The sequence below is a fragment of the Blastocatellia bacterium genome (assembly GCA_025054955.1).
In the GTDB taxonomy this organism is placed as follows: Bacteria; Acidobacteriota; Blastocatellia; order HR10; family J050; genus JANWZE01.
The window spans coordinates 1-25,884 of sequence record JANWZE010000148.1; the positions used below are offsets into that span (position 1 = coordinate 1).

20 protein-coding genes are annotated in these 25,884 nt (G+C 54.8%); 9 read left to right on the top strand and 11 right to left on the bottom strand.

The window, feature by feature from the left end:
- Positions 1-25: 25 nt before the first annotated feature.
- A complete protein-coding gene (locus tag NZ823_17625; protein MCS6806948.1) occupies positions 26-1,051 on the bottom strand; it encodes an SIS domain-containing protein in 1,026 nt (341 codons plus the stop codon).
- A gap of 154 nt (positions 1,052-1,205) precedes the next feature.
- Positions 1,206-1,853, bottom strand: coding sequence for a fructose-6-phosphate aldolase (gene fsa / locus NZ823_17630; GenBank protein MCS6806949.1), 648 nt, complete (start codon positions 1,851-1,853; stop codon positions 1,206-1,208).
- 345 nt (positions 1,854-2,198) lie between these two features.
- Here fsa and NZ823_17635 point away from each other — a divergent pair, with 345 nt between their 5' ends.
- From NZ823_17635 to NZ823_17645, 3 genes are all read left to right on the top strand, one after another.
- Positions 2,199-4,472, top strand: coding sequence for an ATP-binding protein (locus NZ823_17635; GenBank protein ID MCS6806950.1), 2,274 nt, complete (start codon positions 2,199-2,201; stop codon positions 4,470-4,472).
- A gap of 83 nt (positions 4,473-4,555) precedes the next feature.
- A complete protein-coding gene (locus NZ823_17640; GenBank protein MCS6806951.1) occupies positions 4,556-5,929 on the top strand; it encodes a sigma-54 dependent transcriptional regulator in 1,374 nt (457 codons plus the stop codon).
- Positions 5,930-6,803: 874 nt separating this feature from the next.
- Entirely contained in the window at positions 6,804-7,094 is a 291-nt protein-coding gene (locus tag NZ823_17645) for a hypothetical protein (protein MCS6806952.1), read from the top strand.
- A gap of 126 nt (positions 7,095-7,220) precedes the next feature.
- Here NZ823_17645 and NZ823_17650 read toward each other — a convergent pair whose 3' ends face one another.
- The 3 genes from NZ823_17650 to NZ823_17660 form a co-directional block, all read right to left on the bottom strand.
- Entirely contained in the window at positions 7,221-9,023 is a 1,803-nt protein-coding gene (locus NZ823_17650) for an extracellular solute-binding protein (protein MCS6806953.1), read from the bottom strand.
- On the bottom strand, positions 9,020-9,862 hold the full coding sequence (locus tag NZ823_17655; protein MCS6806954.1) for an ABC transporter permease: 843 nt from the start codon (positions 9,860-9,862) through the stop codon (positions 9,020-9,022). The genes NZ823_17650 and NZ823_17655 overlap by 4 nt, the downstream gene beginning before the upstream one ends.
- Positions 9,863-10,057: 195 nt before the next feature.
- Positions 10,058-11,188 (bottom strand): ABC transporter ATP-binding protein, encoded by a 1,131-nt coding sequence (locus tag NZ823_17660; GenBank protein MCS6806955.1) that lies wholly within the window; start codon positions 11,186-11,188, stop codon positions 10,058-10,060.
- A gap of 229 nt (positions 11,189-11,417) precedes the next feature.
- Between NZ823_17660 and NZ823_17665 the strand changes: the two genes are divergently transcribed.
- The 5 genes from NZ823_17665 (at position 11,418) to NZ823_17685 (ending at position 17,170) form a co-directional block, all read left to right on the top strand.
- Positions 11,418-12,395 (top strand): ABC transporter ATP-binding protein, encoded by a 978-nt coding sequence (locus NZ823_17665; GenBank protein ID MCS6806956.1) that lies wholly within the window; start codon positions 11,418-11,420, stop codon positions 12,393-12,395.
- Positions 12,392-13,183, top strand: coding sequence for an ABC transporter permease (locus tag NZ823_17670; GenBank protein MCS6806957.1), 792 nt, complete (start codon positions 12,392-12,394; stop codon positions 13,181-13,183). Before NZ823_17665 ends, NZ823_17670 begins: the two co-directional genes overlap by 4 nt.
- Positions 13,184-13,186: 3 nt before the next feature.
- Positions 13,187-14,701, top strand: a complete 1,515-nt coding sequence (locus tag NZ823_17675; protein MCS6806958.1) for a GldG family protein — start codon at positions 13,187-13,189, stop codon at positions 14,699-14,701.
- Positions 14,702-14,738: 37 nt separating this feature from the next.
- Complete coding sequence (locus tag NZ823_17680; protein ID MCS6806959.1) at positions 14,739-16,061, top strand: DUF4340 domain-containing protein; 1,323 nt, start codon at positions 14,739-14,741, stop codon at positions 16,059-16,061.
- Positions 16,062-16,333: 272 nt separating this feature from the next.
- Positions 16,334-17,170, top strand: a complete 837-nt coding sequence (locus NZ823_17685; protein ID MCS6806960.1) for a hypothetical protein — start codon at positions 16,334-16,336, stop codon at positions 17,168-17,170.
- A gap of 571 nt (positions 17,171-17,741) precedes the next feature.
- On the opposite strand, the gene NZ823_17690 is transcribed toward NZ823_17685, so the two are convergent.
- The 6 genes from NZ823_17690 to NZ823_17715 all read right to left on the bottom strand — a co-directional run bounded on the left by NZ823_17690 (position 17,742) and on the right by NZ823_17715 (position 23,552).
- Positions 17,742-18,899, bottom strand: a complete 1,158-nt coding sequence (locus NZ823_17690) for an FAD-binding oxidoreductase (protein MCS6806961.1) — start codon at positions 18,897-18,899, stop codon at positions 17,742-17,744.
- Between the two features lie 154 nt (positions 18,900-19,053).
- The gene (locus NZ823_17695) at positions 19,054-20,022 is read right to left on the bottom strand and encodes a hypothetical protein (protein MCS6806962.1); all 969 of its coding nucleotides are present in this window, start codon (positions 20,020-20,022) and stop codon (positions 19,054-19,056) included.
- 287 nt (positions 20,023-20,309) lie between these two features.
- Positions 20,310-21,830, bottom strand: coding sequence for a long-chain-fatty-acid--CoA ligase (locus NZ823_17700; protein ID MCS6806963.1), 1,521 nt, complete (start codon positions 21,828-21,830; stop codon positions 20,310-20,312).
- The gene (locus NZ823_17705) at positions 21,827-22,126 is read right to left on the bottom strand and encodes a hypothetical protein (GenBank protein ID MCS6806964.1); all 300 of its coding nucleotides are present in this window, start codon (positions 22,124-22,126) and stop codon (positions 21,827-21,829) included. The genes NZ823_17700 and NZ823_17705 overlap by 4 nt, the downstream gene beginning before the upstream one ends.
- Positions 22,095-22,436, bottom strand: a complete 342-nt coding sequence (locus NZ823_17710) for an STAS domain-containing protein (protein ID MCS6806965.1) — start codon at positions 22,434-22,436, stop codon at positions 22,095-22,097. Before NZ823_17710 ends, NZ823_17705 begins: the two co-directional genes overlap by 32 nt.
- A gap of 96 nt (positions 22,437-22,532) precedes the next feature.
- Positions 22,533-23,552: a sigma-70 family RNA polymerase sigma factor gene (locus NZ823_17715; protein ID MCS6806966.1), complete on the bottom strand. Its 1,020-nt coding sequence runs from the start codon at positions 23,550-23,552 to the stop codon at positions 22,533-22,535.
- Positions 23,553-23,869: 317 nt separating this feature from the next.
- On the opposite strand from NZ823_17715, the gene NZ823_17720 reads away from it, so the two are divergent.
- Positions 23,870-25,876 carry a M1 family aminopeptidase gene (locus tag NZ823_17720; protein MCS6806967.1) on the top strand — a complete coding sequence of 669 codons (2,007 nt, stop codon included), beginning with the start codon at positions 23,870-23,872 and terminating at the stop codon, positions 25,874-25,876.
- The last annotated feature ends 8 nt before the right edge of the window (positions 25,877-25,884 follow it).

Sequence of the window (25,884 nt, forward strand, 5' to 3'; positions counted from 1 at the left end):
GGGAGCCGTCTTCAGCCGAAGTTGTTCAGACCGTCTGCGTCACTTTTCGTAGCGAACGGGGCTGGTCTGGCGACAATCCTTTCGCTTGGGCCAGCAACGCAGCAAACATCTGGCCGGGGATGATGTAAGGAATCGGCGAGAGCAAATCGTCAATGCGATCAGGCATGTTGACGCTACGGCTGGCGCGACGCTGAATCCGCGCTTCACTGGAGATGACGACGGTCTCCGCTCCGAGTTGGCGAAGTCGCTCATGGATTTTCATCATATCGTGAAACACACGGCCTGGCGGCGCAAACAGGAAGACGGGAAAATTTTTCTCGACCACAGCAATCGGTCCGTGCTGAAAATCGGCGCTCGAAAAGCGTTCCGCCACAACGTAACACGCCTCCATTAACTTGAGCGACAATTCAAAAGCGTTGGCGTAGTTCAACCCGCGCCCAATCACGATACAATGTTCCATGAAGCGGTAGCGTTCGACCATAGCAGCCACCGACGATTTCAATTCGAGCGCATGAGCGGCATACTCCGGCAGCCGTTCGATTGGCTTCAGAGCGGCACTGCCACTGAGCGCCGCAGCTAGCAGGTAGAAGATCATCAACTGACCAGTATAGGTTTTTGTTGCGGCCACGCTTCGCTCTTTGCCGGCGCGGATCAGAAAGATGTCATCAACCAGTTGAGCCATTGTTGATTTGGCTTCATTGGTGATCCCAATTGTGAGCGCCCCGGCGCGACGACAGCTTTCCAGCACCAGGTTAATGTCCTGCCCTTCACCTGACTGAGAGACGCCAATGACCAATGCATCACTCAATCGCAGCTTGGCTTTGTACAACGTGTGAACGGAAGGCGCCGCGAGCGAAACCGGTATGCCAGTTGTAATTTCCAGCAAATATCGTCCGAATAATGCTGCATTGTCAGATGTGCCGCGAGCCACCAGCAGAATCAATGGAATATTGCGAGACCGCAGATGGGCAGCGAACCGGCGCGCATGGTCGCGCTCAGCACGTAGCGTCCGCTCCAGCGCTGCCGGCTGTTGTTCAATTTCTTGCATCATGATAGTCATAGCGTCAAGTATCAAAACCCAAGACACGAATCACGGATCACCGTTGCGCAGAGCAATGGCAGGCTGAGACAAACGTTCAATGACCGCTGACATCGGGTCAAGCGCGCGTGAGTATATGAACAGTTTGAGGTCTGTGCTCGTGAGTTTATTTGAATACGTTGTTCCAATCTTTGAGAAACTGCGCCAAACCAATGTCAGTGAGCGGATGTTTGACAAGCTGTTGCAACGTCTTGAACGGCATCGTGGCGATGTGCGCTCCGATGAGCGCTCCTTCAACGACATGCAAGGGGTGACGCACGCTGGCAACAAGAATCTCCGTAGCAAACTGGTAGTGGTCAAAAATCTGCTTGATCTGCCGAATCAGCTCCATGCCGGATTGGCCGACATCATCCAGTCGCCCGACAAATGGACTGACCACTGTGGCCCCGGCCTTGGCAGCCAAGATTGCTTGCGTGGCGTTGAAAATCAGCGTCGTGTTGATGCGAACGCCCTCAGCCGACAATACTCGAATCGCTTTCAGGCCTTCGATAGTACAAGGAATTTTGACCATCACATTCGGATGGATGCGGGCAAGCTCCCGACCTTCACGCATCATGCCCTCGGCGTCGGTGGCCACGACTTCCGCGCTGACCGGCCCGTTGACCAACGTGCAGATCGTATGGATGTGCTGTTTGAAGTCAACCGGACCTTCACGTGCCATCAGCGTTGGATTGGTGGTAATGCCGTCAATCGCACCCCATGAGACGGCTTCGCGGATTTCGTTCAAATTGGCTGTGTCTAAGAAAAACTTCATAAGCGACTCTCCCTGATTCGTGCTGCTGGAGTAGGCCCAATGATACCGAGCCAACCGGCTTCGGTCAAATCGGATGAGACGTCGCCCACTGAAAAAGCGTAACCGATACAGCGTGAAACGATGAAATAGCGAGAGCCTCCCGTTGAAAGGAGCCTGGGCTGGTGGAGGCTGGAGCGGCTAAGCGGCCTCGGAACGGCTCCTGGAGCAGTTCACAACGCAGGATGGGCAATTTCACACCTGCCCAAGGTGGCACTTGTCTGATTTCTGTCGGCTGCCGCTTGAGGCGCCGTCGCCTCTTGCCGAGGCGAGAACAAGCAACTGACAAAGCACGGATGATTTGCTACAATGCCGCTATCGCTGATTATGGCGCAGACGAAACCGAGACAGTTGCCAGCGTGGGTCGTGGCGTTTGCCGTCGCTGCGCTGACGATCATCACGTTCAGTCTCCTTCTGATTTTAGGCACGGTGAAAATCGCGCCGCTACGCCCCGATCAGCCGGATGATCCGTTTTTGCTTTACGTGCTGACGGCATTTAATTTCGTCGCGTTTACCGTCTTCCTGTTCATTTGGGCCCGTTTGTTAATCAGGCTGCGGCAGGAGCGTCGAGCGCAGCAACTTGGCTCACGGCTCAAAACTAAGTTGGTTTGGTATTTCATCGTGGTGGTTATTTTGCCGTTGGTTCTGTTGGGTGTGTTCTCCTACGGCGTGATCAATGTGACAATTGAAAAGTGGTTTGGCGAGCCGTATCAAAACGTGTTGCGCGAGGCGCTATCGTTATCTGAGGAACAGATGGCCGACGAAGTTCACGATGTGCATCAGATGCTACAATGGCTCCAGGCCTCGGTTGATAAAGCTGCTGACGCAACTGCTGTGAAGGCTATCATTGAGCCGGCCTTGAGTTCCGACCAGGCTAACGATTTTTTGCTGATCCAGGTCGTGGATAGTGAGGGACGGCTGATCCTCTCACAGGCCAAGCCCGGCGTTGAGATTCCGTCAGCAGCTCGCATGGCGCTAAGCAAAATCCTACAGCAGCGCCGGCCTGAGCAAGATGTCATCGAACCTGTATGGCTCGGCGATGGACAAAGCCCGCTGCTCGTCGCCGTGATGCCCGTTGGCCGGCACGGCTACACGATGGCTGCATTGTACCAACCAAGACCAGCCCTTGCTGAAAAAGTGGCGAATATCCGACGGGAACACGATCGCTATCAAAGCCTCTATCGTCGGCAAGGACAAATCCGTCGCTCGACCTTTCAGGTGTTAGGCTTGGTGACCTTCCTTTTATTGTTCGTTGCGACCTGGACAGCGATTCATCTGGCTAAAGGCATCACCATACCGATTGAGGCGCTGGCCGACGCGACCCGCCGCGTCGCCATGGGAGACTTGACCCAGACAGTCAATGTGCCCGCGCAAGACGAGCTGGCCATGCTGGTCCAATCGTTCAATCAGATGACGGCTCAACTCAATGAGAATCGCGTGATGCTCGAAGCCTCTGCTGCCCAACTGCGCCAAACCAATCTGACGCTGGATGAGCGACGACGCTATATCGAAACGGTGCTAGAAAGCTTGTCAACCGGCATCATCTCATTTGACTCAGCCGAGCGCATCACCACGCTCAATCACGCAGCCCGCCGCATTCTTCACCTGAACGAATCGCCGGCGACAGCCACAGCGCTGATGCAGGCCATTCAACCGGCCGTTTCTGAAGAGAGCATTCACCAATTACGACGAATGATCCAAAAGGCCGGACGGACGGGCTTCGCGACGGTTGACGTGCAAATGCATCACGGGGCCGGGGTCTCGCATTTGATTGTCAGTGCGTCAGCGTTGCGCGACGAGCAATCCCACCTGCAAGGCATGGTGGTCATGCTGGAAGACATCACCGAGCTGGTTCGCGCGCAACGTCAAGCTGTCTGGAGTGAAGTGGCGCGGCGCATGGCTCATGAGATTAAAAACCCACTGACGCCGATTCAGCTCTCGGCGCAGCGTATCCTCAAACATCTGGATCGCGCCGATGCGCTCCAAGAGGCGCCCGATCAACAGATGATCCGCGAATGCATGGCGACGATCATCGGTGAAGTGCATACGCTGCAGCGAATGGTCAACGAATTTACGCGGTTTGCTCGACTGCCGCCGGCCGTTCTCGAAGAGAACTCATTGAATCAGGTCGTGGCGTCTACTCTCAAACTCTATGAGGACCGGCTCAACGGCATCGTCATCGAATCGGTGTTGGATGAGCGGCTGCCGGTGGTCCGGTTCGACGCCGAACAAATCAAACGCGCGTTGGTCAACCTCATTGACAACGCCTTGGAAGCAGTCCATCAAGTCGCTGGCGAACAGCGCATCTCTGTTCACACGCGGTATTGTCCTGAACAGGAACTGGCGCAAATCATCGTTAGTGATACAGGCATCGGCATTGATCCCAAAGATTATGCCAAGTTGTTTACGCCATATTTCTCCAAGCGGCCGCATGGAACAGGCTTGGGCTTATCTATTGTCAACCGCATCATCGCCGAACATCATGGCCGCGTCCGCGTTCAACCGAATCAGCCGCGCGGCGTCCAATTTATCATCGAGTTGCCAACGTCTCAGCATAAGGAAACCGAAGCGCATGCAGGTTAACCCAGGGCGGCGACACTCACGGCCAGGATCAACAAACTATCGCTCACTCGCTTCTGAGGCGGCGCAACCCGAGCATACCGACTATGGCTCATTCAATTCTCATCGTTGATGATGAACAGGGCATCCGCCAGTCGCTCGCCGGCGTCTTGCAGGACGAAGGCTTTTGGGTAGAGGCTGTGGAGAGCGGCGAGGCCTGCTTGGCAGCCTTGGAGCAACGCGCCTACGATTGCATTCTGCTGGATGTATGGCTGCCGGGCATCAGCGGGATCGAAACGTTGATCCAACTCCAGTCGCTCCATCCGGACACGCCTGTCATTATGATCTCCGGTCATGCCACCATTGACACAGCGGTGCAAGCCACCAAACGGGGCGCGTTCGATTTCCTAGAAAAGCCGCTCTCCGTCGAGCGCGTGTTGCTGACCGTTCAACATGCAATCCAACAGCGCGTGCTGCAACGAGAAGCAGGGCAACTGCGCCACAAATTAACCCAAGAATATCACCTCATCGGCCAGAGCATCCCCATGCGGGCGTTGCAACAACAAATTCTGACCGTCGCGCCGACCGACAGCCGCGTGATCATCTACGGTGAATCGGGCAGCGGCAAAGAACTGGTCGCGCGGGCACTTCATGCTCATTCGGCGCGCGCTGAACGACCATTTGTGGAACTGAACTGTTCAGCCATTCCCGAAGAGTTGATTGAATCCGAACTGTTCGGCCACGTCAAAGGCGCATTCACCGGCGCCACCGCAGCCCGGCAGGGCAAATTTGAACTAGCTGACGGCGCAACCCTGTTTCTTGATGAGATCGGCGATATGAGCCTCAAGACGCAGGCCAAAATTTTGCGCGTGCTCGAAGAAGGTCGCATTCAACCGGTCGGCAGTAACGCATGGATATCGGTCAACGTTCGCATCCTGGCCGCTACCAACAAACGTCTCCGCGAGATGATGGAACGCGGCGAGTTCCGTGACGACTTATTCTATCGTCTCAACGTCATTCCATTTTATGTGCCGCCGTTGCGCGAGCGCCGCGAGGACATACCCTTATTGGTCGAGCATTTCAATCAACGGTTCTCATCCGCCTACAACCGCCCGCCCAAACAGTTCACGGCAGCGGCCCTGGAAAAACTCCAACACCACGACTGGCCCGGCAACGTGCGTGAATTGAAGAATACCATCGAACGGATCATCATTATGCGGGCTAAAGTGGTGATTGACGCTGACGATTTGCCGGAGCTGGTTGCTGACTTACTACCTGAACCGCTCACACGGACCTCCTATCAAAGTTTCCATGAAGCCGCGGAAGCATTTGAGCGGCAGTACATCCAACGCAAGCTGGCCGAGTTTGACGGCAACGTCACCCGCGCTGCCGAAGCGATGAATATTGATCGCAGTCATCTATATCGCCGGATGAAAGCGCTCGGTATACCGCTGCGCTCATCTCATGACCTTGGCTCCTGAAGTATTGATCAAGCCAGCCTGAGGCATGGGACAAAAGATTTCAAAAGACTGTTGACTCATTTTGAAGTTGATCAATGGGTCGAGCCAGCTTGTCGTATTGGATGGCCAATCACCGAACGTACACGCGCGACGCCTCTTGAAAAAGCGCGTTGTAGCTTGTGGCCTTGAAACACGCGATCTCAAACCGTGTCGGGTGACGCCCGTCAGATGAGCAATCGCCCCTACGCAGCAGCAGGCCATGAAGAATGAAACACGTTCGTTTGCATGCCACGGAAATGGTTATTTTCACAGGAATCGCTCCGCTGAAGAATGTGGCACAGGCGTTCCCGCGTGTGCCCCATTTTCATCGTTCGTGGCGTGCGCGGAGCATAAGGGGGATTCCTCAGAAAACGTCCGAGGTCAGGAACAGAGGAGGTCCAAGCTCCGCGTGCGCCGGAGGCGCAAGCAGCAGGCAGCCAAACGTGCAACGTCTGGAACAGCCGATCAAACAATCGTGGAGCGTTGGAGACGCGCCGAGATGTGCGCGTTTGTGATCAGTGATTGAACACCATGAACGAGTCGGTGAGGGGACGGGTGGCGCCTCTCCAAGGCGCCCTGCGAATTGGGGGATGATGTCCCACCCAGACATTTCACGTCTGGCTACCCGTTGGTGCGCGGCTGCCACCCTCGAAGCACGAAATTCACTCACCATAACGTGACTAAATGCCGAGTGAAGGTCGTACATTCCCGCTCAGTCAGTTCGGCCTCCTCCATGCTTTTTGGTTCCATCAACGTGGGCCTTTTTCCTTGCATTTGGTATGAGTCTGACGGGCGCGCTTGCTGCACGGAGCGCAGGGTTGACTCCGTTGGTGAAAGTTAGTATTTTGTTTTCGCTATGAAAAAAACAAAATCCTATGTTAAAAGCGGTCAGTCATCAGCCAAGAGCTCCTCTGGGCGGCCGGCGCGCGCGCCCTGGAGCGAGTCTGAGATCAATCAACTTCGCAAGCTCTATCCGACGTCATCCAATCAGGATATCGCGCGCAAGCTTGGCCGTAGCCTCAGCAGTGTGATCTCGCAAGCCTTCAAGATGGGACTCAAGAAAGACCCGCAACGACTCGTGGCGATGGGAAAGGAAAACATCGCGCATCGTTGGGGACCCAAAAGCAAGGCGAAACGCAAGAAATAATCGAGAGGCCAAGACTACTGTCAGCGAAGCATGCCCAATCACTCGATGATTCGCTTCTGATCACCTCTGGCATTCATCCAATCCTCATGAATTCATCGGCCACCCATCTTCGCGCAGGCCTTCTTCTCAGCGGTGGATTTTCACCTCCGTCCAATAGCGATCATACAGCAGCATCGTTTCTCCCACATCGGCCAGATATTCGCAATTCTTCAACGCTTCAGCAGGAGGAAACAGTGCCGGGTTGTTGCGTAGCTCGGCACGCACCATCGGTAACGCCGCGCGATTAGGAATGGGGTAGACGATGAAGTTCATATTCTCGGCGGCGACCGCCGGTTCCATCAGATAGTTGATGAACTCATGAGCTAGGTCAGGGCGCTGAGCGACGCGGGGAATACAGAGATTGTCAATAGCGATGGTGCATCCTTCACGCGGAATGACGAACGCGATAGCCGGATGCTCCAGCATAATCTTGGCGATCTGTCCGCTATACCCGTGCGAGAGCCAGGCATCGCCGCTGAGCAACACTTGATCGAATGCGGCGCTATCATAAGCGCGCACCAATGGCTTTTGCTCAACCAATCGGTCGCGCGCCTGACGTAGTTCGTTCGCATTGGTGCTGTTCAGTGAATAGCCAGACAGCTTCAGAGCGACGGCAAAGGCTTCACGTACATCATCAAGCATCACGATGCGGTCGCGATAGGCCGGATTCCACAACGCACTCCAACTGTCAATTGGCTCGGTGACTTTATCTTTCCGGTAGCCGATGCCGGCGGTGGTCCACGCATACGGCAATGAATAACGGTTTTGTGGATCAAATGGACGATTCAGCATCGCTGGGTCTAGATGCACGCGATTAAGCAAAGAGGCATGGTCCAGTGGCAGTAAAAGATTTTGCTTAATCAGAATCCTCACCATGTAATCGCTGGGGACGATGATGTCGTAACGAGCTACGCCGGCCTGCAATTTGGCCAGCATGGCCTCGTTGGAGTCATACGTCTCCATATTGACCTTGACGCGATAGCGTTGCTCGAAATTGCGGACGACGCTGGGCGCAATATAGTTCGACCAGATCAACAGGTTCAATTCGGCCTGAGTCACCGTCGGGTTGCTTCCACCGGCCGCAAACGCGCCAATCCCGATGAGCACCGTCGCCACCAGCGTCCCATTGACTTTCGTGAAGCGGCCGGCGCGTAGTTGGAATGAGACGGCGGCCAACACCACCGTCGTCAATAACAAGATGGTCGAGATGGCATTGATTTCCGGCGTAATGCCGGTCTTGATCATCGAGTAGACCTGCAACGGCAGCGTCGCGGCGCCGGCGCCCGCGACAAACGACGTGATCACGTAGTCATCAAGCGAAATCGTAAACACAAGCAGCGCGGCAGCCGCAATGGCCGGCGCCAGCAGTGGAAGCGTGACGCGAACGAATGCTTGTACTTCGTTTGCTCCGAGGTCCATGGCAGCCTCTGCCAAGCGCGGAGGCAGCATCGTCAGGCGCGCTCGCACGACAAAGAACACATAGGACACGCTGAATGCGACATGGGCGATGACCACTGTCCATAACCCCAATCGAAATCCGATCAGCCCGAAGAACGCAACCATGGCAAAGCCCACGACGATCTCCGGCACAATGATAGGCAGGTAAAACATGGCCTCATACGCCCGGCGCAACCGCAGCCGCCGACGATAAAAGGCCAGCGCAGCCGCGGTCCCCACGAGCGTTGCCAGCACGGCAGTAAGCACGGCCACAAGCAGGCTTAGACGCAGCGATTGGATGATTGTTTGATTGTTCAAGGCAGCGGTATACCAATCCCAGGTGAAGCCGCGCCAGACAGCGCCAATGCGCCCGCGATTGAATGAAAACACTACCAGCACAGCGATTGGCGCATACAGAATCAGATAGACGATAATGAGCCAGAGTCTGGTCATTGCGCTGACTCCTTGCTGCGCGGGCCAGACCTGAACGCTACGATCAGCAAGACGAGAATGACAATCGTCAATAACACAGACAACGCTGACCCCAGCGGCTGGTTGCGCTGCACAAACTGATTTTGAATCACATTGCCGACCATCGCCGACTTGGCGCCGCCGAGTAAATCAGGCGTGATGAACGCACCGAGCGATGGAATAAAGACGAGAACGATAGCCGTGATGATACCGACCTTGGTCAACGGCACGACGACACGAAAAAATGCGCTCCACCGATTGGCTCCCAGGTCCATCGCGGCTTCAACTAATCTGATGTCCAGCCGCTCCAGAGAGACATACAACGGCAGAATCATGAACGGGATTTCACCGTACACCTGGCCGACGAGCACGGCGAAATCAGAATAGAGCAACCACGTCAGCGGCCGATCAATCAGATTGGCTTGCATGAGCAGCGAGTTGATGAACCCTTCCGCTCGTAGCAGAAACACCCAGGCGTACGTCCGCAACAAGAATCCTGTCCAAAACGGCACGACGCACAACAATAGCAGCAGATTCTTCCACTTCTTACTCGACTGCACGGCGATGTAGTAGGCCACCGGGTAACAGATGACCAGACATATCAGCGTCGTGGCCGTCGCAATGATCAGCGAACGCCAGTAGATACTGAAGTAGAGTGGATCGAGTAACTGGATATAGTTGCCCACATGGAAATTCCACTGCACGCCGCCATAAAAGCTGCGCTGGGCAAAGCTATAGAGGAGGATGATACCTAGTGGCGCAAGGAAGAACAGGCCCAACCAACCGACGGCTGGACCAAGCAACAGAACTGTAGACCACACTCGCTTGGTGCGGCTCGTAGGCAATCACCTCCCCTTCGCCACGCGGCCCTCAAGCCACGAAGACGCCAAGATCGCCATGCAAAAACCAATTGTTCTGCGAGCCGGTGCCACGGGCGTGCGCTTCATGTTCACGACGGCTACTTCGCACTTGATACATCGGAGTGCCCTTGCGGCGAGCAACGGGATGATCGGCGATCAATCAGAAAGAAGGATCACGCTCTCTGGCATCCACGCAAGAAACACCGACTGACCGTGATGAAATCGCTCGGATCGCCATCCCGAATGATTCTGCTCCGACACTGTGACCAGCAGGCGGCCAACACGCACCTGCCAATGCGTGAGGTCGCCCAAATAGGATTTATTTTCGACAACGCCCCGTAACCAGATGCTGCCATCCGCTCGGAGCGGCTCCGCCGACAGTTCGATTTTTTCCGGCCTGACGGCAAACCGCACGCGTGGACCAATCAATGACTCTCCGTTCAGAGCGATTTCCATTGGTTGCCCCTCGATGTTGAGGAGAACGCGTTGGCCGTTTCGCGCGACGATCTCAGCCTCGAAGATATTACAGACGCCGATGAAGTTCGCCACAAACGTCGTCTGGGGACGCTCATACACGGCGCGCGGCGTTCCAATTTGCTGAACGCGCCCATCGGCCATGACAGCGATACGGTCTGAGAGGCTGATGGCTTCCTCTTGATCATGGGTCACCAGCAGAAAACTCATATTGAGCTGTCGCTGAAGCTGCTTCAATTCCTGCTGCATCTGTTTGCGCAACTTGAAATCGAGCGCGGCCAGCGGCTCGTCTAGTAGGAGCGCCTGCGGCTCTAATACAATGGCACGGGCCAAGGCCACGCGCTGTTGTTGACCACCGGATAGTTCATCAGGCATGCGCTGTTGGTAACCGGCCAATTGGACCAATTCCAGCGCTTGAGCCACCTTTCGCTCGATGTCCGGTTTGGGCAGTCTCTTTTGCTCCAAGCCAAAGGCAACGTTTTTGAATACGTTCAGGTGAGGAAACAAGGCGTAGTGCTGAAACACCGTATGAACCGGCCGGCGATAAGGCGGCTCGTTGGTGACGTCGCGCGGGCCAAGATAGATACGGCCGGTATCAGGTAGATCAAAGCCGGCAATCAGTCGGATCAACGTCGTTTTACCTGACCCCGATGGACCAAGCAAGGTGAAGAATTCGCCTCGCTCGATCTGCAAGGAGACTGCGTCAACGGCAGTGACGGGGCCATATCGTTTGGTAACACAATCAACCCGAATCGCGTTCCCGTTTTCCATCGTCGTTGGTTGGCCTGAATCATAGGAAAATTTGTGTTCCAACGCAAGCGTTGCCGATTGCGAGCGGGTTGGGCTAAAATAGCTGCCTTTCAGTAGCCTTGATGGGCTCTCAGTATGACAAGCAGTAAGCTCAGCAGTCGGCTGAGAGATCGAATAGCAAATAGCCAACGATCCATACACATGACGGAAGGGTTCGCCGGTTTCGGCTGCGGCCACTTCCAGCCGAGTTCGTTGGTTGGATGGAACGCTTGAGCGTTAAGGAGTAAAGACCGTGATTCAAGTTGAGAACCTGACCAAAGACTACAGCGGCGTTCGCGCGGTGGACAACATCACGTTCGACGTGAAGAAAGGTGAAATCCTTGGGTTCCTCGGACCGAACGGCGCCGGCAAAACGACGACGATGCGCATTCTGACCTGTTTCATGCCGGCCACCAGCGGAGTGGCCAAGGTCGCCGGCTTCGATGTGTTCGAGCAATCGCTGGAGGTGCGTCGGCGCATCGGATACTTGCCCGAAAATCCGCCGCTTTATCCCGAAATGACCGTGCAGGGCTATTTGGAGTTCGTCGCCCGCATCAAAAACGTGCCGGCGGAGAAGCGACGTCAAGCGGTCGAACGAGCCATGGAGATGTGCAACATCGTTGACCAACGTCATCAGCTCATCCGCAAGCTGTCGCGCGGCTACAAGCAGCGGGTCGGGTTGGCCCAAGCGCTGGTGCATACGCCGGAAGTCATCGTGCTGGACGAGCCAACCGTGGGACTCGATCCCAAACAAATCATCGAAGTGCGCCACCTGATCAAAGGGCTCGCCGGCGAGCATACGATCATTCTCTCCACGCACATCTTGCCGGAAGTCAGCATGACATGCGACCGCGTCGTCATCATCAACAAGGGCAAGATCGTCGCTGAAGACACGCCGGAGAATCTGACGATCCAACTGAAAGGCGGCGAAGTCGTCCAGTTAGAAGTCCAAGCCGATGCCGACCAATTGCAACAAGCTATCAGCCCGTTGGAGGGCGTGCGACACATCGAGGTTCACAAAATGGATAGCACCGGTCGGCTCTCGGTCAAAGTCGAGAGCGAACCGGGCCGAGACCTGCGCAGCCGGCTGGCGGCCCTCATTGTGCAACGCGGTTTTGAATTGTATGAACTACGCGCCGTCAATCTCAGTCTGGAAGAGATCTTCCTGCAACTGACCACTCAGGAAACCGGCTCTGAGCCTTCCACGCAAGCCAAGGAGGTTGCTGCATGAAAAACATCATTGCCGTGTTTCGCAAAGAACTCAGCTTGTATTTTGTCTCACCGATCGCTTACGTGGCGATTGGCGTGTTTTTGGCCATCATGGGCTATGCGTTCCACATCATTTTGACAGGTGTCATTCGCGAATCATTCGAACACTCGATGCGAGCTGCGCAGATGGGCGGCGGTTTCAGCTCATTCGATGTGCCGGCCATCGTCATGCAAAGTTTCTTTGGCTTCATGGGGACGATCCTGCTGTTTGTTATTCCCTTCCTCACGATGGGCATCTATGCCGAAGAGCGGAAACGCGGCACCATGGAGCTGTTGATGACCTCGCCACTGAAGGATTCGCACATTGTCTTGGGCAAGTTTCTGGCGACGTTAACGCTTTTTCTGATCATGCTGGCCGTGACGTTCCTCTACTACATGGCCATGTACATCTTCAGCGATCCGCGCCCGCCGCTGGCGCCCACGTTGGCTGGCTACCTCGGCATCCTGCTGTTTGGCGCCGCGCTGATTGCCATCGGTCACTTTCTCTCTTCGTTGACCGAGAATCAGATCATTGCGGCGGTGCTCACGTTTGCCACGTCCATCATGTTGTTCCTGTTGGCAGCGGGCGTTCAGGACTCGACCACCGCGTTCGGTGAAATCCTGAAATACCTGTCGCTGCTCAATCATCTGGGCGACTTCGGTAAGGGCGTGATTGATACCAAGAGCCTTGTGCTTTACGTCAGTTTCGTTGTGCTCGGCGTCTTCTTGACGTTGCGCTCGATTGACTCATTGCGATGGAGGAGGGCGTAACCGATGAACAAGAAAGAACTATTCAAAGCAATCGGTTATCTGGGCGCCGCGCTGCTCATTTCCGGCGCGTTTCGCTATTATGCGTTCGAGACCTGGCAAAAGTGGGAAAAAATCATGGTCGGCGCGGGCGGCGCATTGCTCCTGCTCAGCCTGATCGTCAACTTTGCAGAAATCAAAGCGGTGTGGAGCCGCCGCTCAACCAAGCTTGGCGCCAATACAGTGACGATGACGCTGGCCGTAATCGCGATTCTCGGACTGCTTAACTTTCTTGGCTACCGGCACAGCAAGCGGTTTGATCTATCCGAAGAAAAACTCTACAGCCTGTCCGACCAAACCAAGCAAATCCTGTCCAACCTCAAGCAGGACGTCAAAATCATGCACTTTGACAAACAAGATGATCCCGTGCTGCGTGAGCGCGTGCAAGAGTATAAGGCGCTGTCGCGGCGCATCAGCTACGAATTCGTTGACCCGCAGGAAAAACCCGACGTTGCACAGCAGCACAAGATCACCAGTTTCAACCAGACCATTGTCGTCGCAGGCGACCGCATTGAGCGAACCGAAGGCATCGAAGAGCAAGACATCACGAATGCGATTCTGAAAGCGACACGTAATCAGACTAAGATCGTATACTTCGTCGAGGGTCACCAAGAGAAATCGCTCACCGACAGCAGCGGCGAGGGCTACCGCGCCATCGAAAACGCGCTGAAAAACGAAAACTACGAGGTGAAGTCTGTCAATCTGGTAACCACCAATCAGGTCCCATCGGATGCCAGTGTACTGGTCGTAGCAGGCCCCAAACAGGGGTTGTTCCCACAAGAAGCCAGCATGATCGCTAAATACCTCGACGAAGGCGGCAAAGTCATGCTGTTAGTTGATCCCGACACCAAACCGCAACTGGATGAAATCTTCAAAAAATGGGGCGTTGAGGTGGGCGATGACACGATCATTGATGTGAGCGGCGTTGGGCGCCTGTTTGGAACAGGGCCAGCGGTGCCGATGGTAAGCCAATACGGCAGCCATCAAATTACCAGAAATTTCCAAGGCACGATGACATTTTTCCCACTGGCGCGTTCCGTTAAGCGAGCGGCCGATGCCCCTTCCGATGTGATGATCACCGAGCTGCTCAACACGTCGGCCCAAAGTTGGGCAGAGACAGACCTGACGCTTGGTGGTCAGGTGGAATTCACCGAGGGCAAAGACACGAAAGGGCCGATTTCGCTCGGCATTGTCGCCGACAAGAAAGTTGGCCAGAAGCAGGCGCGGCTGGTCGTCATTGGCGACTCGGACTTCGCAACCGACCGCTACGTCGGCATGCAGCGCAATGGCGACCTGTTTCTGAACTCGATCAACTGGCTGGCCGGCGATGAAGACTTGATTTCCGTGCGACCAAAGGAAGCCAAGGATCGGCGCGTCACACTCACACAAACACAACAGAACCTGCTTGCCTTTTTCAACTACATCTTTCTTCCACTGCTGGTCCTCGGCGCTGGCGTCTCCGTTTGGTGGAGACGACGATGAAACCGAAGTGTACTGATAGAACGCAGATCATGGGCCTATGAAGAAGAGTACGTTGATTCTGTTACTGGTGGCTGTGGGTTTGGGCGTATTCGTTTATTTCTACGAATACAAAGGCGGCGAGAAACGCCAACAGGCGGAAGCCGAACGAAAAAAGATTTTTCAGTTCAAAGATGAAGATATTAGCCGCCTCTCTATAAACCGCGCCGGCGAAACGCTCACATTTGAACGACGCGATAACGATTGGGTCATGACACAACCGATCAGCGCCAAGGCAGATTACTCAAATGTCTCGTCACTCATCACCAATCTGACAACGAGCCAAATAGACCGCAAGCTGGCCGCGTCGGCAGACAAACTGGCCGGATATGGACTTGAGCAACCTGCTGTCACGCTGACCATCACTCTGAAAAGCGGCGAGCAACGCCAGATTAAATTCGGCAACAAGGATTTCGCTGGCACCAGCGTCTATGCGCTGATTGACGGCGGGCAAGAAGTGGCCATGGTTCCGGCCTACCTGTTGGACAGCGTTGACAAGTCAGCGTTCGAGTGGCGCGATAAATCGCTGCTGGACGTCACATTTGAACAGGTCACCGCGCTTGAACTGACAACCCCAGCCGGCCATTTTCAATTAAGTAAACAGGGTGATCAATGGCAACTGCAACAACCTCGGTCGTTGCCGGCCGATTCTGCTGAAGTCAGCTCAATTGTCAGTCAATTAACCTCTGCCCGCATGACTGAAGTCGTCGCTGAGCAAGCCGATGACCTGAAGCCTTACGGACTGGACAAACCGCTCATCTCTGCCAAACTGCGTACACAGAAAGGCGATGAGCAAATACTCATGCTCGGCAAGAAGGAGGGTGAACATTACTTCGGGAAAATCAACACCAAAAGCCCCGTGTTCAAACTGGCTTCGGATGTCTACACGACGCTCGACGTAACACTGTTCAAACTGCGCAACAAAAAACCGGCTATTTTCAGTCAAGACGAGATCACCCGCATTCAACTGAAAAACGAGCATCAGACGATCGTCTGTGAAAAATCGGGCGACAAGTGGCTTATGAAACAGCCGACCGAGCAAAAAGACAAAGAAGTACGCGCCTATGAAATCTTCACGCCGTTGACCATCAACGACGCGAAAGAGATTTTCGACGTGCCGCCGAAAGAAGCGACAGCGGCGCTGACCAACCCGCTCGTCGAAGTTCACCTGACCAAAAGAGACGGCCAGACCATTACTATCAGCCTCTCCAAGAAAGTGGGTGAATTCGTTTACATCAAAAACAACTCAAGCCCAGCGGTGATGAAATTCGAGGCCAGCCTGCTCGATCAACTCAACGTCAAGGCTGACACTCTGGTGCTGTGAGCGGGATATTGCCTGCTCGGAAACGCGCGACGCCCTTGTAGCCCACCACCGGCAACCGATTTGGTTGAAGAGATCGCTGAAACCATCCGCCTCCTGCGCCGAAGGGTGATCCGACTATTAGTGACCGATTGCTTGAGGAGATCGGTGAACCGATTTGCCTCTTCCTGGACGGAACGGTGATCCAACCATCAGCAACCGATTTGCTTGAAGAGGTCGGAGAAACCCTGTAAGATAGTAGCGTCCCATGATCGGGTAAAGGTAGAGAACAAACTATGGCATTTGAAGTGCAAGATTATAAGGATTTGGTTCGGCTAATTGAGGAGCATCCAGAGTGGCGAGCGGAGCTTCGGCGCCTGGTATTGACCGACGAGCTATTAGAGTTACCAGTGATTGTACGAGAGCTGGCTGAGGCACAACGGCATGCCGAAGAACGACTCAGTCGCGTCGAAGAGCAGATCGCTCTGTTGACTCAGGCGCAACGGCACGCCGAAGAACGACTCAGCCGCGTCGAAGAGCAGATCGCTCTGTTGACTGAGGCGCAACGGCGCACTGAAGAACGACTCGCGCGAGTTGAAGAGCAGATGGCTTTGTTGGCCGAGGCGCAACGGCAGATGGCTGATGAGATCAGGAAGATGGCGGCTGATCAACGGCGCATTAGTAACGACGTCGCTGACCTGAAAGGAACCGTCTTAGAGTGGAAGTATAGAAACAAAGCAACGGCCTATTTTGGCGCCGTGTTGCGTCGAGCTCGCGTTGTCGAGATGCAGACGTTAGAAGAACGACTGGAGGCCTCTCTCACTGAAGAGGAAATCAAGGATGTATTGCGGCTGGACCTGATTGTGCAAGGTCGGTTATCCCGACAGGCTGACGCGCCCGAAGTTTATCTGGCGGTAGAAATTTCGTCGGTCATAGATGCTTATGACGTACAGCGAGCTAGACACAGAAGCTATCTTTTGCGCAAGGCGGGCTTTCCGACCATCCCGATGGTCGCTGGTGAACATTTAACTCCTGGAGCCGAATTCGAAACCAAGGAACACTCTGTTCCTGTCATGCAGGATGGAAAAGTCACCTACTGGGAAGAAGCCCTGCAACGATGGGCAACGAATTAGGGTGGCTCTGGAGACCAATGACTTGTCTTACATGCTTAACCTGAACTGTGAAATCACGCCGACACCAGCATGGGCGCTGAGTACATTAGAGCGATTTTCAATTGCCTTTAGCTTAGGGGCCCCGCATGCTGCGGGCTGATGCACGCCGCAAGCGTGCGCTCCCAAGACAAACTCATTCGCAAACCGCTCTAAGCCATCCGGCGTTTCTGCCAAGGAGCCAAATCTAAGTAACGTGACAAAAGGTCGTGGCGTTTTTGGAGTGCTGCGAGGTGTCGCAGCTTTGGCCGGAAAGCGGTGACACGTCACCGCACGCCAAAACGTCCCGTACCCCGAATGCCCCAGAACGTTTCTGCACCTACTTAGCGCCACGGAGCAGACACATTATCACGCAAGTGCGCAGCTCGGCGCTGCGATCCATCAATGTGACGACATTAGGATTGAGTCCTGCCCATCCTCCGAAAAGACAGGCACAGATTTACTGAGTAGATTTTCAATCATTCAATCGGTGAATCGGTGCTTGTTTTTCATCGTTTCCGCATGGCAGCTCGTGCTTATGAAGACCTCTTCTGATTCAGAGGACGGCGGTCTCCTTGATCAATTGACCGGTGGTGAATCGTTCAACGCTGAGGATGGACACATCAACCAACGAGGTCTCTCCGTGGAGAATGATGTCGGACACGATCCTGCCTGTGGCGGGCGAGTGCATCACGCCATGTCCGCTGAATCCATTGGCGAGATAAAATCCTTCCACGCCGGGCACTGGCCCGATGATCGGATGATGATCGGGAGTGACTTCGTAAAGACCAGCCCAGCAACGACGCGGATTGACTTGCGCATCAGCCAAGCACGGCACCCGATTCACTGCACGAAGCAAAATCTTCTCAATGAACGCTGGATCGAAGGCGGTCTTGAAGCCGTACGTTTCATCTGGATCAGGCCATGCCAACAAAATGCCCTCACCTTCACGGCGAAAATGAAAGCCGTTGGACATGTCAATCACCATCGGTAACGGCCGGGGCAATAGCTCAAACGGCTGTGTGTTGACAATCTGGCGACGTAGTGGTTGAACGGGAATGTCCAGGCCAACCCATTGCGCCACTTGAGCGGCCCACGCGCCAGCCGCATTCACCACGGTGCGCGTCCACACACGTCCCTGCGTGGTCATCACGCTTGAGACACGCCCGTGCTCCAGCTCCACGCCGGTCACTTCGGTGCTCAGCCATATTTGAACGCCGCGTTCACGTGCGCGAACAGAAAACCCCCGCAACACGCTATATGGATCAACAAATCCATCCGTTGGGCAGAAGCTGCCGCCGAGAATGTCATCGCTTCGTAGCTGGGGAATCATCTGTCTGATGTCATCGGGCGAGACCATCTGCACATTGGTGAGGCCTTGAGCCACCTGCTGCTGGCGATTGGCGCGCAGCGCAGCCAGATGTTTCTCACTGGTTGCCATGAACAGATAGCCATGCGGCCTGTAATCGGCGGTGTGACCGGTCAGGTCTTCAAAGTGGGCGAAGCAGTCAATCGAATAACGCGACATCTGGATGTTGATCGGCGTAGCAAACTGAGCACGGACGCCGCCGGCGCTCTTACCTGTTGAGCCCATTTCTTGCCGTTCGTTGCGCTCGATGATGACGACATTCGTGCAGCCTGCCTCGGCCAGATGATAGGCAATGCTCGATCCAACAATCCCACCGCCGATGATGACAACATCAAATGCTGACATACTCACCTCAAGCGTGACCGCGCAGCAGCGGTTCGTCTGCACAACCGTGACCGCGCAGCAGCAGTTAGTCTACATAACCGTGACTGCGCAGCAGCGATAGAATTTGATCTGTTCAGCATGAGCAGCAGCGCCACAGAAGCACTCAATGGTTCCGTCACCGGCTCAGTTTAATATCACCGGTGACTGTCTGGATACGAATTTCCGGTGGACCGCCCTGACCGACGCGGCCTCGCGCGGTGACACGCGCAAAGTCACGTTTGACATTCAGCTCGATACCGCTGCCACGATGATCAATCGCGCCACGGAGCGAGCTGACGTCCACATCGGCATTGTAGCCGTCAAGGAAGCGTATGGTAACGTCACCGGCCACTGATTCAATCTTCATCGGTACAGGTTGAGCGGGCGGACTCAGCTCCAGATTGATAGTGCCATTGACTGTTTTGGCTGAGATGACTCCGCTAAATTCTTTTGCGACGATATCGCCGGCCACGGCCTCGGCTGTGACCTGTTGATAAACACCGAGCAGCTCAATATCGCCTCGCACGGTCTGCACATGTTTGACGATGACATTGCGAGGCAATTTGACCTCATAATCCAGATGCGCTTCACTGCCTTCAGGTCGTTTGGTGCGAACAATGACATGGCTGGCATCCGACGTGTCAATCTCCATGTCGAGCTGCGCTTTATCTTCTCGGCTGCCAAGATGTTTCTTGGCTTCGATGAAAACTGCATCTTGATCCCACGTCGTCAGCTTGACGTCGCCAACATCTGCCGAGATGGAAAATGACCCGCCGGCAGCTAGTGGGATGGTACGTGTGACCACTTCACCAGAGTGTTCAACCTTGATTGCATCGCCGGCATTGATGTGGACAATGCGTTTACCATCTTTCGTGATTTCGATGCCTTGATCAGTTTCAGTAATCTGGACGCCAGGGAGAGTGGTGAGACGGTAAATACCATATCCGATCCCACCCAAGATCAATCCCGCTGTGAGGATTACAGCGCCTAGCACCCACGGCCAACGTCGTCGAGGCGGTTTTTCCAATGGGATGTCAGCATACGGCGCGGGCGGCGCGGGAGGAGCGTAAACAGGTTGTGTAGCACTAGGCGCCGATTGTGGCATGGTCGCATCGCCCGGGAAGGGTCGAGTTGGTTGCTCTTGGATGGAAACTGCGCCTGTTGGTGCGCCACAAAACCGACAGAACCTCATGCCGGGTAAAAGCTCGGCGCCGCAGCGTGTACAGCGTGCTGTCATGGTAGGCTCCCTATTGGTCACACCTGATCCAAATTCATATAACGCCCTAGTGAGCTGCCGGTCGCCGTTTTTCGTCCAACCATGGCTGCATAAACTGTGACCATCTTAATGCTCCCGCAGCTTCAGTAAAGTTTTCGGTCTTGTTCATGTGAGACTCATGACTTCAGTACGCTCTCGCTGAGGAGATGTTTCTGAATTTTGCCCGTGGCCGTTCGAGGGAATGAATCAACAAAGAAGACTCGGCGTGGACATTTGAAGTCGGCCAGTCGGCTCTGGCAATAGGCGATCACGTCCGCGGCATCCCATGTTTCACCCTCTTTCAAAATCAGGCAGGCGCCCACTTCCTCACCCCAGATCGGATCAGGCAGGCCGATGACGGCCGCTTCTTTCACCTTGGGGTGTTGGTAGAGCACCTGTTCGATTTCCTGCGGATAGATATTGACGCCGCCGCGAATAATCATCTCCTTCTTGCGCCCGACGATGTAGAAATAGCCTTCTTCATCGTAGTAACCGAGATCGCCTGTGTAGAGCCATCCATTGCGAATCGTTTGCGCTGTTGCTTCGGGATTCTTGTAGTAGCCTTTCATCACGTTGCGCCCACGAATGATGATCTCGCCCACCTGACCGGCTGGCAACGGTTGGCCGTTGTCGTCCACGATGGCGAGCTCCTGGCCCGGAAATGGCAATCCAATTGAACCGATCTTGCGTTTGCCTTCAACCGGATTGATCGTGCTTGCGCACGTTCCTTCAGACAGGCCGTACCCTTCGATGATTTTAGCGTGGAATTTCTCCTCAAACCGGGTGAACACCTCCACCGGCATGGGGGCAGCGCCGCAGATACACATCCGCAGGCTACTCAAATCGTATTGGTCAGCATCAGGCAAATTCAACAAAATTGAATAGACGGTCGGCACGCCGCTGAATGTGGTGGCGCGATAGCGCGCCAGATTTTCAAAAAACGTTTTGGGCGAAAACCCTTCGGTCAGGATCATGCTGCCGCCGCCTTGCATCGGCATGAGAATGGTGACGACCTGCCCGTTGACGTGAAACAACGGCAGAATACACATGGCGCGCTCATCAGCATTCATGCCCGATACCATCGCGCCTTGCCAGCTATTGATGTAGTAATTTCCCTGTGTGAGCACCACGCCTTTGGGCTTGCCGGTGGTTCCCGAGGTGTAAATGATACCCATCTCATCGTCGGGACTGATCGGCACATCCAGCTCATCGGGGGGCGCAGCCAGCAACTCGGTGAACGAGAGCATCCCGGCCGGCGCGTCGTCGCCGACAACGACAATTTGCTTGAGCTGTGGACAGACAGGCCGAATCGCCTCGATCAATGGTAGGAATTTGCTTTCGGTCACCATCGTGGTTGCATCGGAGTTATTGACGATATACTGCACCTCTTCGGCCTTCAACAACACATTGATCGGGACAAGCACGGCTCCCAACTTCGGAGTCGCCAAAAACAGGTAGACAAATTCGGGCCGGTTCGTTAGCATGACGCAAACCTTATCGCCTTTGTTGACTCCCAGCTCGAGCAACCCGCGGGCAACGCGATTGGTCAGCTCATGCAACTGGCCATAAGAGACCTCCAGGTCATGGAAATAGAGGAACGTCTTATCCGGCGTGGTTTGGGCGCGCAGTCGGAGTAGGTCAGGAATTGTCTCTTTCATCGCTCACCTCTGAACATGGCATCAGACGACCACGGCGCTCCCGTGATCAATGAGGTCACATAGACACCCAGGCCTATGCGTCTCGTCAGTTGACCAGCAGGCGGTTGTCCAACGTGACCGCGTGGTCGGCTGGTAACAAGCACACGCCACGGTTGATCCTGAACAATCAGCCAGGAAATCCGCGTCGGCCAGAATTGATCGAATCCTTGTTGACGTGTTCGTGTGCGTTGGCTCGGATGGCGTTGGCTCGGATAGGCCGGCGTGTCATGCAAAACTTTTGACCGCCTCGTCTTCATCTTTGAACTCTTCAAATACCGATAGCAATTTGGTGAGCGTCAGCACGTCGTGAACGCGCTGACTCAGATTGAGCAGCTTGAGGTGGCCGCCATGCGTGCGCGCGGTGGTGAAGCTGTACACCAGCGCCCCAATGCCGGAGCTATCAATGTAGTCTACCTGCTCCAGATTCAGCAAAATTTTCGTTCGTCCGGCGGCCAGCAAGCTTTTCACCTTCTCGCGTAAGGTGGCTTCCTCTTCTCCTAGCCGAATTGAACCACTCAAATCCAGAATCGTCACATCATCAATCGTACGTTCCATCATCGTCAACATCAGAATATCCTCCTCAATCAACAAGCTGCGCGTCGGTGCCTTTTCCCACGAGCCGGCCAATCAAGACGGACTCGGTGAGGCGCTGAGTTTGCCCGCTTAACTGGCTACTGCGCGTTGAACTGAAGGCGTCGTTGTCCATTCAGCTCGCGCAAGCTGCCGACGCAGAAAATCTCGGGCTGCTTGGTAGTCGCGTTGCACTTCTTCCAGAGACTGGCCCGTGACCAAACACACCTGTTCGAGCGTGAAATCTTCGATGGTGTGTAAAACAAAGACATCGCGCCAGCGTTTGGGCAGTGTGGCAATGACCTGCTCGATCTCCTGCTGAAATTGCCGTCGAGCCACAATCTCTTCCGGCGAGGGGACGTGAGGATCAGGCACGATGTCTTCCCAGTGCAACTTCTCATCGGGTTGATACCAAATGTACATCTCGTCTTCAACGGCTGACCCTTTCTGTTGCGGTGAAACGCGGGACAATCGTTGTTCGACAGGTTGTTCTTCCTGCGTTGCTGCTTCTCGCCGTTGCTGTTCCTGCTCAATGCGCTGTTTGAACACCTCATCGGCGAGTCTGGCCAGCCAATCTTCAACCGCCGACGTTGGCGGATTCGCCTGGTAATCGCCCATCGCGCGCATGACGGTTTCATCTATGATAGCTTCACTCGGCACGGCCTCGGCATCTAACTCGCCGGTTGCCTGGAAATGCTCCATCGCCCGACGGACATATCCAGTTAAGAAGGGTAGGTGCCGATCAATGAGCTGCTCGATGGGCAGCGGTTTTGTTTGGTCATCACATTGAGCACGGGCTTGATTAGCTCTCTCTGTCAATGATGGCGGCTGGTATCGCTTCAATAACTGGTCGAGCGCCTTAAAGCCAGTTCGCAGCAATGCTCTCACCTCACGTCCCTTCTCCGCCACTTCGATTGATGACTCCGGCCATGTTAGCTTCAGCGTCACTTCGTACAATCGCTTGCGTTTCGGTTTGGCCACACGGCCCTGCAACGATGCGCTATCAGGAGCCAATCGCCTCAATGAACGCTCCAGCTTGCTCACCTGTTGCTCAATGAACCGCTGAATGGGCAACGATGGCTCATACTGCTCGAAGCTCCACTGATGGTTCATAACCCCAACCTCCAACCAACTTGTTGATCTTCTCGCGCGTGATCTTATTACATCGTCGAGCGCGATAACATCCTATCCCGATCGCGCCTTACTGGCAAGTGAATTTGCAATTTTCTCGGCTGAGCGCCTGTGAGTTAAACCGCCGGCTGGCCACACTCTTTTGACCATTAACGGGGAGCAACCGGATGGCCGCTTCCGCGGCAACGCGGCTTGGCCACTGCTGCATCTTCGGGATAAGCGACGAGCAAGACGGACAACGACGGCGCTTACAGATTTCTTCTAAGAGTGCTACAATCTCGGCTCTCGTGAGGAATCGAATGAAACAGCCTGAGCATCGCATGCTAGTTTTGACGCTGATCCTGCTCATCCTTGCTAGCCTCGCCCCGCTTCGCCATCAAGCTCAACAAAAGGGTGACGCTGACGTGGTTGACGTGCTCCATTATCAGATTGACGCAGAAATCACCCCCGAAGAATCCCTCCTGACGGGCAAGGCGGTGGTGACGTTGAAGCTGTTGACGAACACTCGATCAGTGGTGCTGGAAATGAACGGCTCGTTGGTCATTTCAAAAATCGTCAACGAGCAAAACAAGCCGCTCGACTTTTTGCAGGACCGACTCGACAAGATGGACGTCCGCATTGATCTGGGCGAAACACTCAGCGCCGGCAAGGACATGAAGTTGACGTTTGAGTATAAAGGTGTGCTGAAGACGCCTGAAGGAGGCCCAGTAGCGGACCGGCGATTGGCGGCTGTTGGCACAGATGGTTCCTATTTATTTTATGCGGCTCGTTGGTTTCCATTTCACAAATACGCTGCTGATCTGGCTACTTATCAGATCAACTTGACTGTGCCGGAAGGACTCTCGGTGGCCGGTTATACGCAATCGCCGACGGCGCCCAAACCGGTCAAAAAAGGCAAATTGATGCACACGTTGACCAGCAACGAACCGGTGATGCCCGGTTCGCTGGCTGTGGCCAATTACATCACTCGCACGGTCTCCCCGGCAGGCGGCTTGACGCTGGAGTTCTTCGCCAAACCAGGCGACGAAAACCGCATTGACCGCTTCGCTCAAGCGATCGGTAAAATGCTGGAAGTGTATAGCGCGCGCTTCGGTCCCTACGCGTTTGGCTCGCGCATGCAGGTGGCCGAAATTGACGATGAATCACTTGACTACTATGTGGGGCCGGGCACGCTGTTTCTCTCTCAGCGCGTGTTCAGCGAGCAAATTCCTTTTGATCTGGGGCGGCTGGCGCGTGAAGTCGCCTATCAGTGGTGGGGGCAGGCCGTCGCCCTGAAGACATTTGACGACGCTTGGTTATCGCAAGGACTCGCCCAGTACAGCTCGCTACTGTTTCGCCAAGAAACGCTCAGCGCGATTGAAGCTGAACAAGCTGTCAGCGAAACGATGGAACGGGCGCTGACGTTCGAATCTGCTGCCTCGATTGCGCGCGCGCCATCCGAGCTGTATGACTTGGGACCCAACTACATCGGCGTCGTCTACTACAAGGGTGCATTCGTTTTCCACATGATGCGCCACCTGCTCGGCGACGACAAATTCTTCACGCTCTTGAAAAAGTATTACCAAACCTACCGCGGCAAAAACGCTTCGATTCGCGACTTTGAATCGCTGGCCACGCAGGTCGCCGGTCGCCCGATGCGCAGCTTTTTTGGTCAATGGGTTGATTCGACGGGGGTGCCGGAGTTTCGCCTTGAATATGTGATCTTGCGCACGCGCGCTGGCAATTTTAAGGTGCGTGGGACACTCAGACAAAACTTCGACCTGTTTGATCAGCCGGTTGACTTGCTGCTGCGCGCCGAAAGTGGAAACAAAAGGCAGACCATCGCACTGAAGGGCACGGAAGCGACGTTCGAGATGACGTCTGAGTCGCCGCCGGTGGAAGTCGTGGTTGATCCAGATAACAAAATCCTACGCATCTCTGAGACTATCCGCCTGAACGTCATAGTCCGGCGCGGCATTGAGCATTTTCGCAATCGCCAGTACCCCGAAGCCGAGCAAGAATTCCGTGCGGCGATTGAACTGGACCCGCAAAGCTCATGGGCGCACTATAACCTCGGCCTGCTCTACTTTGAACAGCGGAACTGCCTGAAAGCGCTCGATTCGTTCAACGACGCGATCAACAATAACCGGAAACCTTCGTGGGTGGTCGTCTGGAGCCATATTTATCGAGGCAACTGTTACGACGCCAATGAAGAACGTGAACGCGCCGTAGCCGAATATCAGAAGGCACTTGACACCGGTGACAATTATAACGACGCGCAACAAGTCGCTCAGCAATACATGAGCAAACCGTTCAAGTATCAGTAACCGAGGTC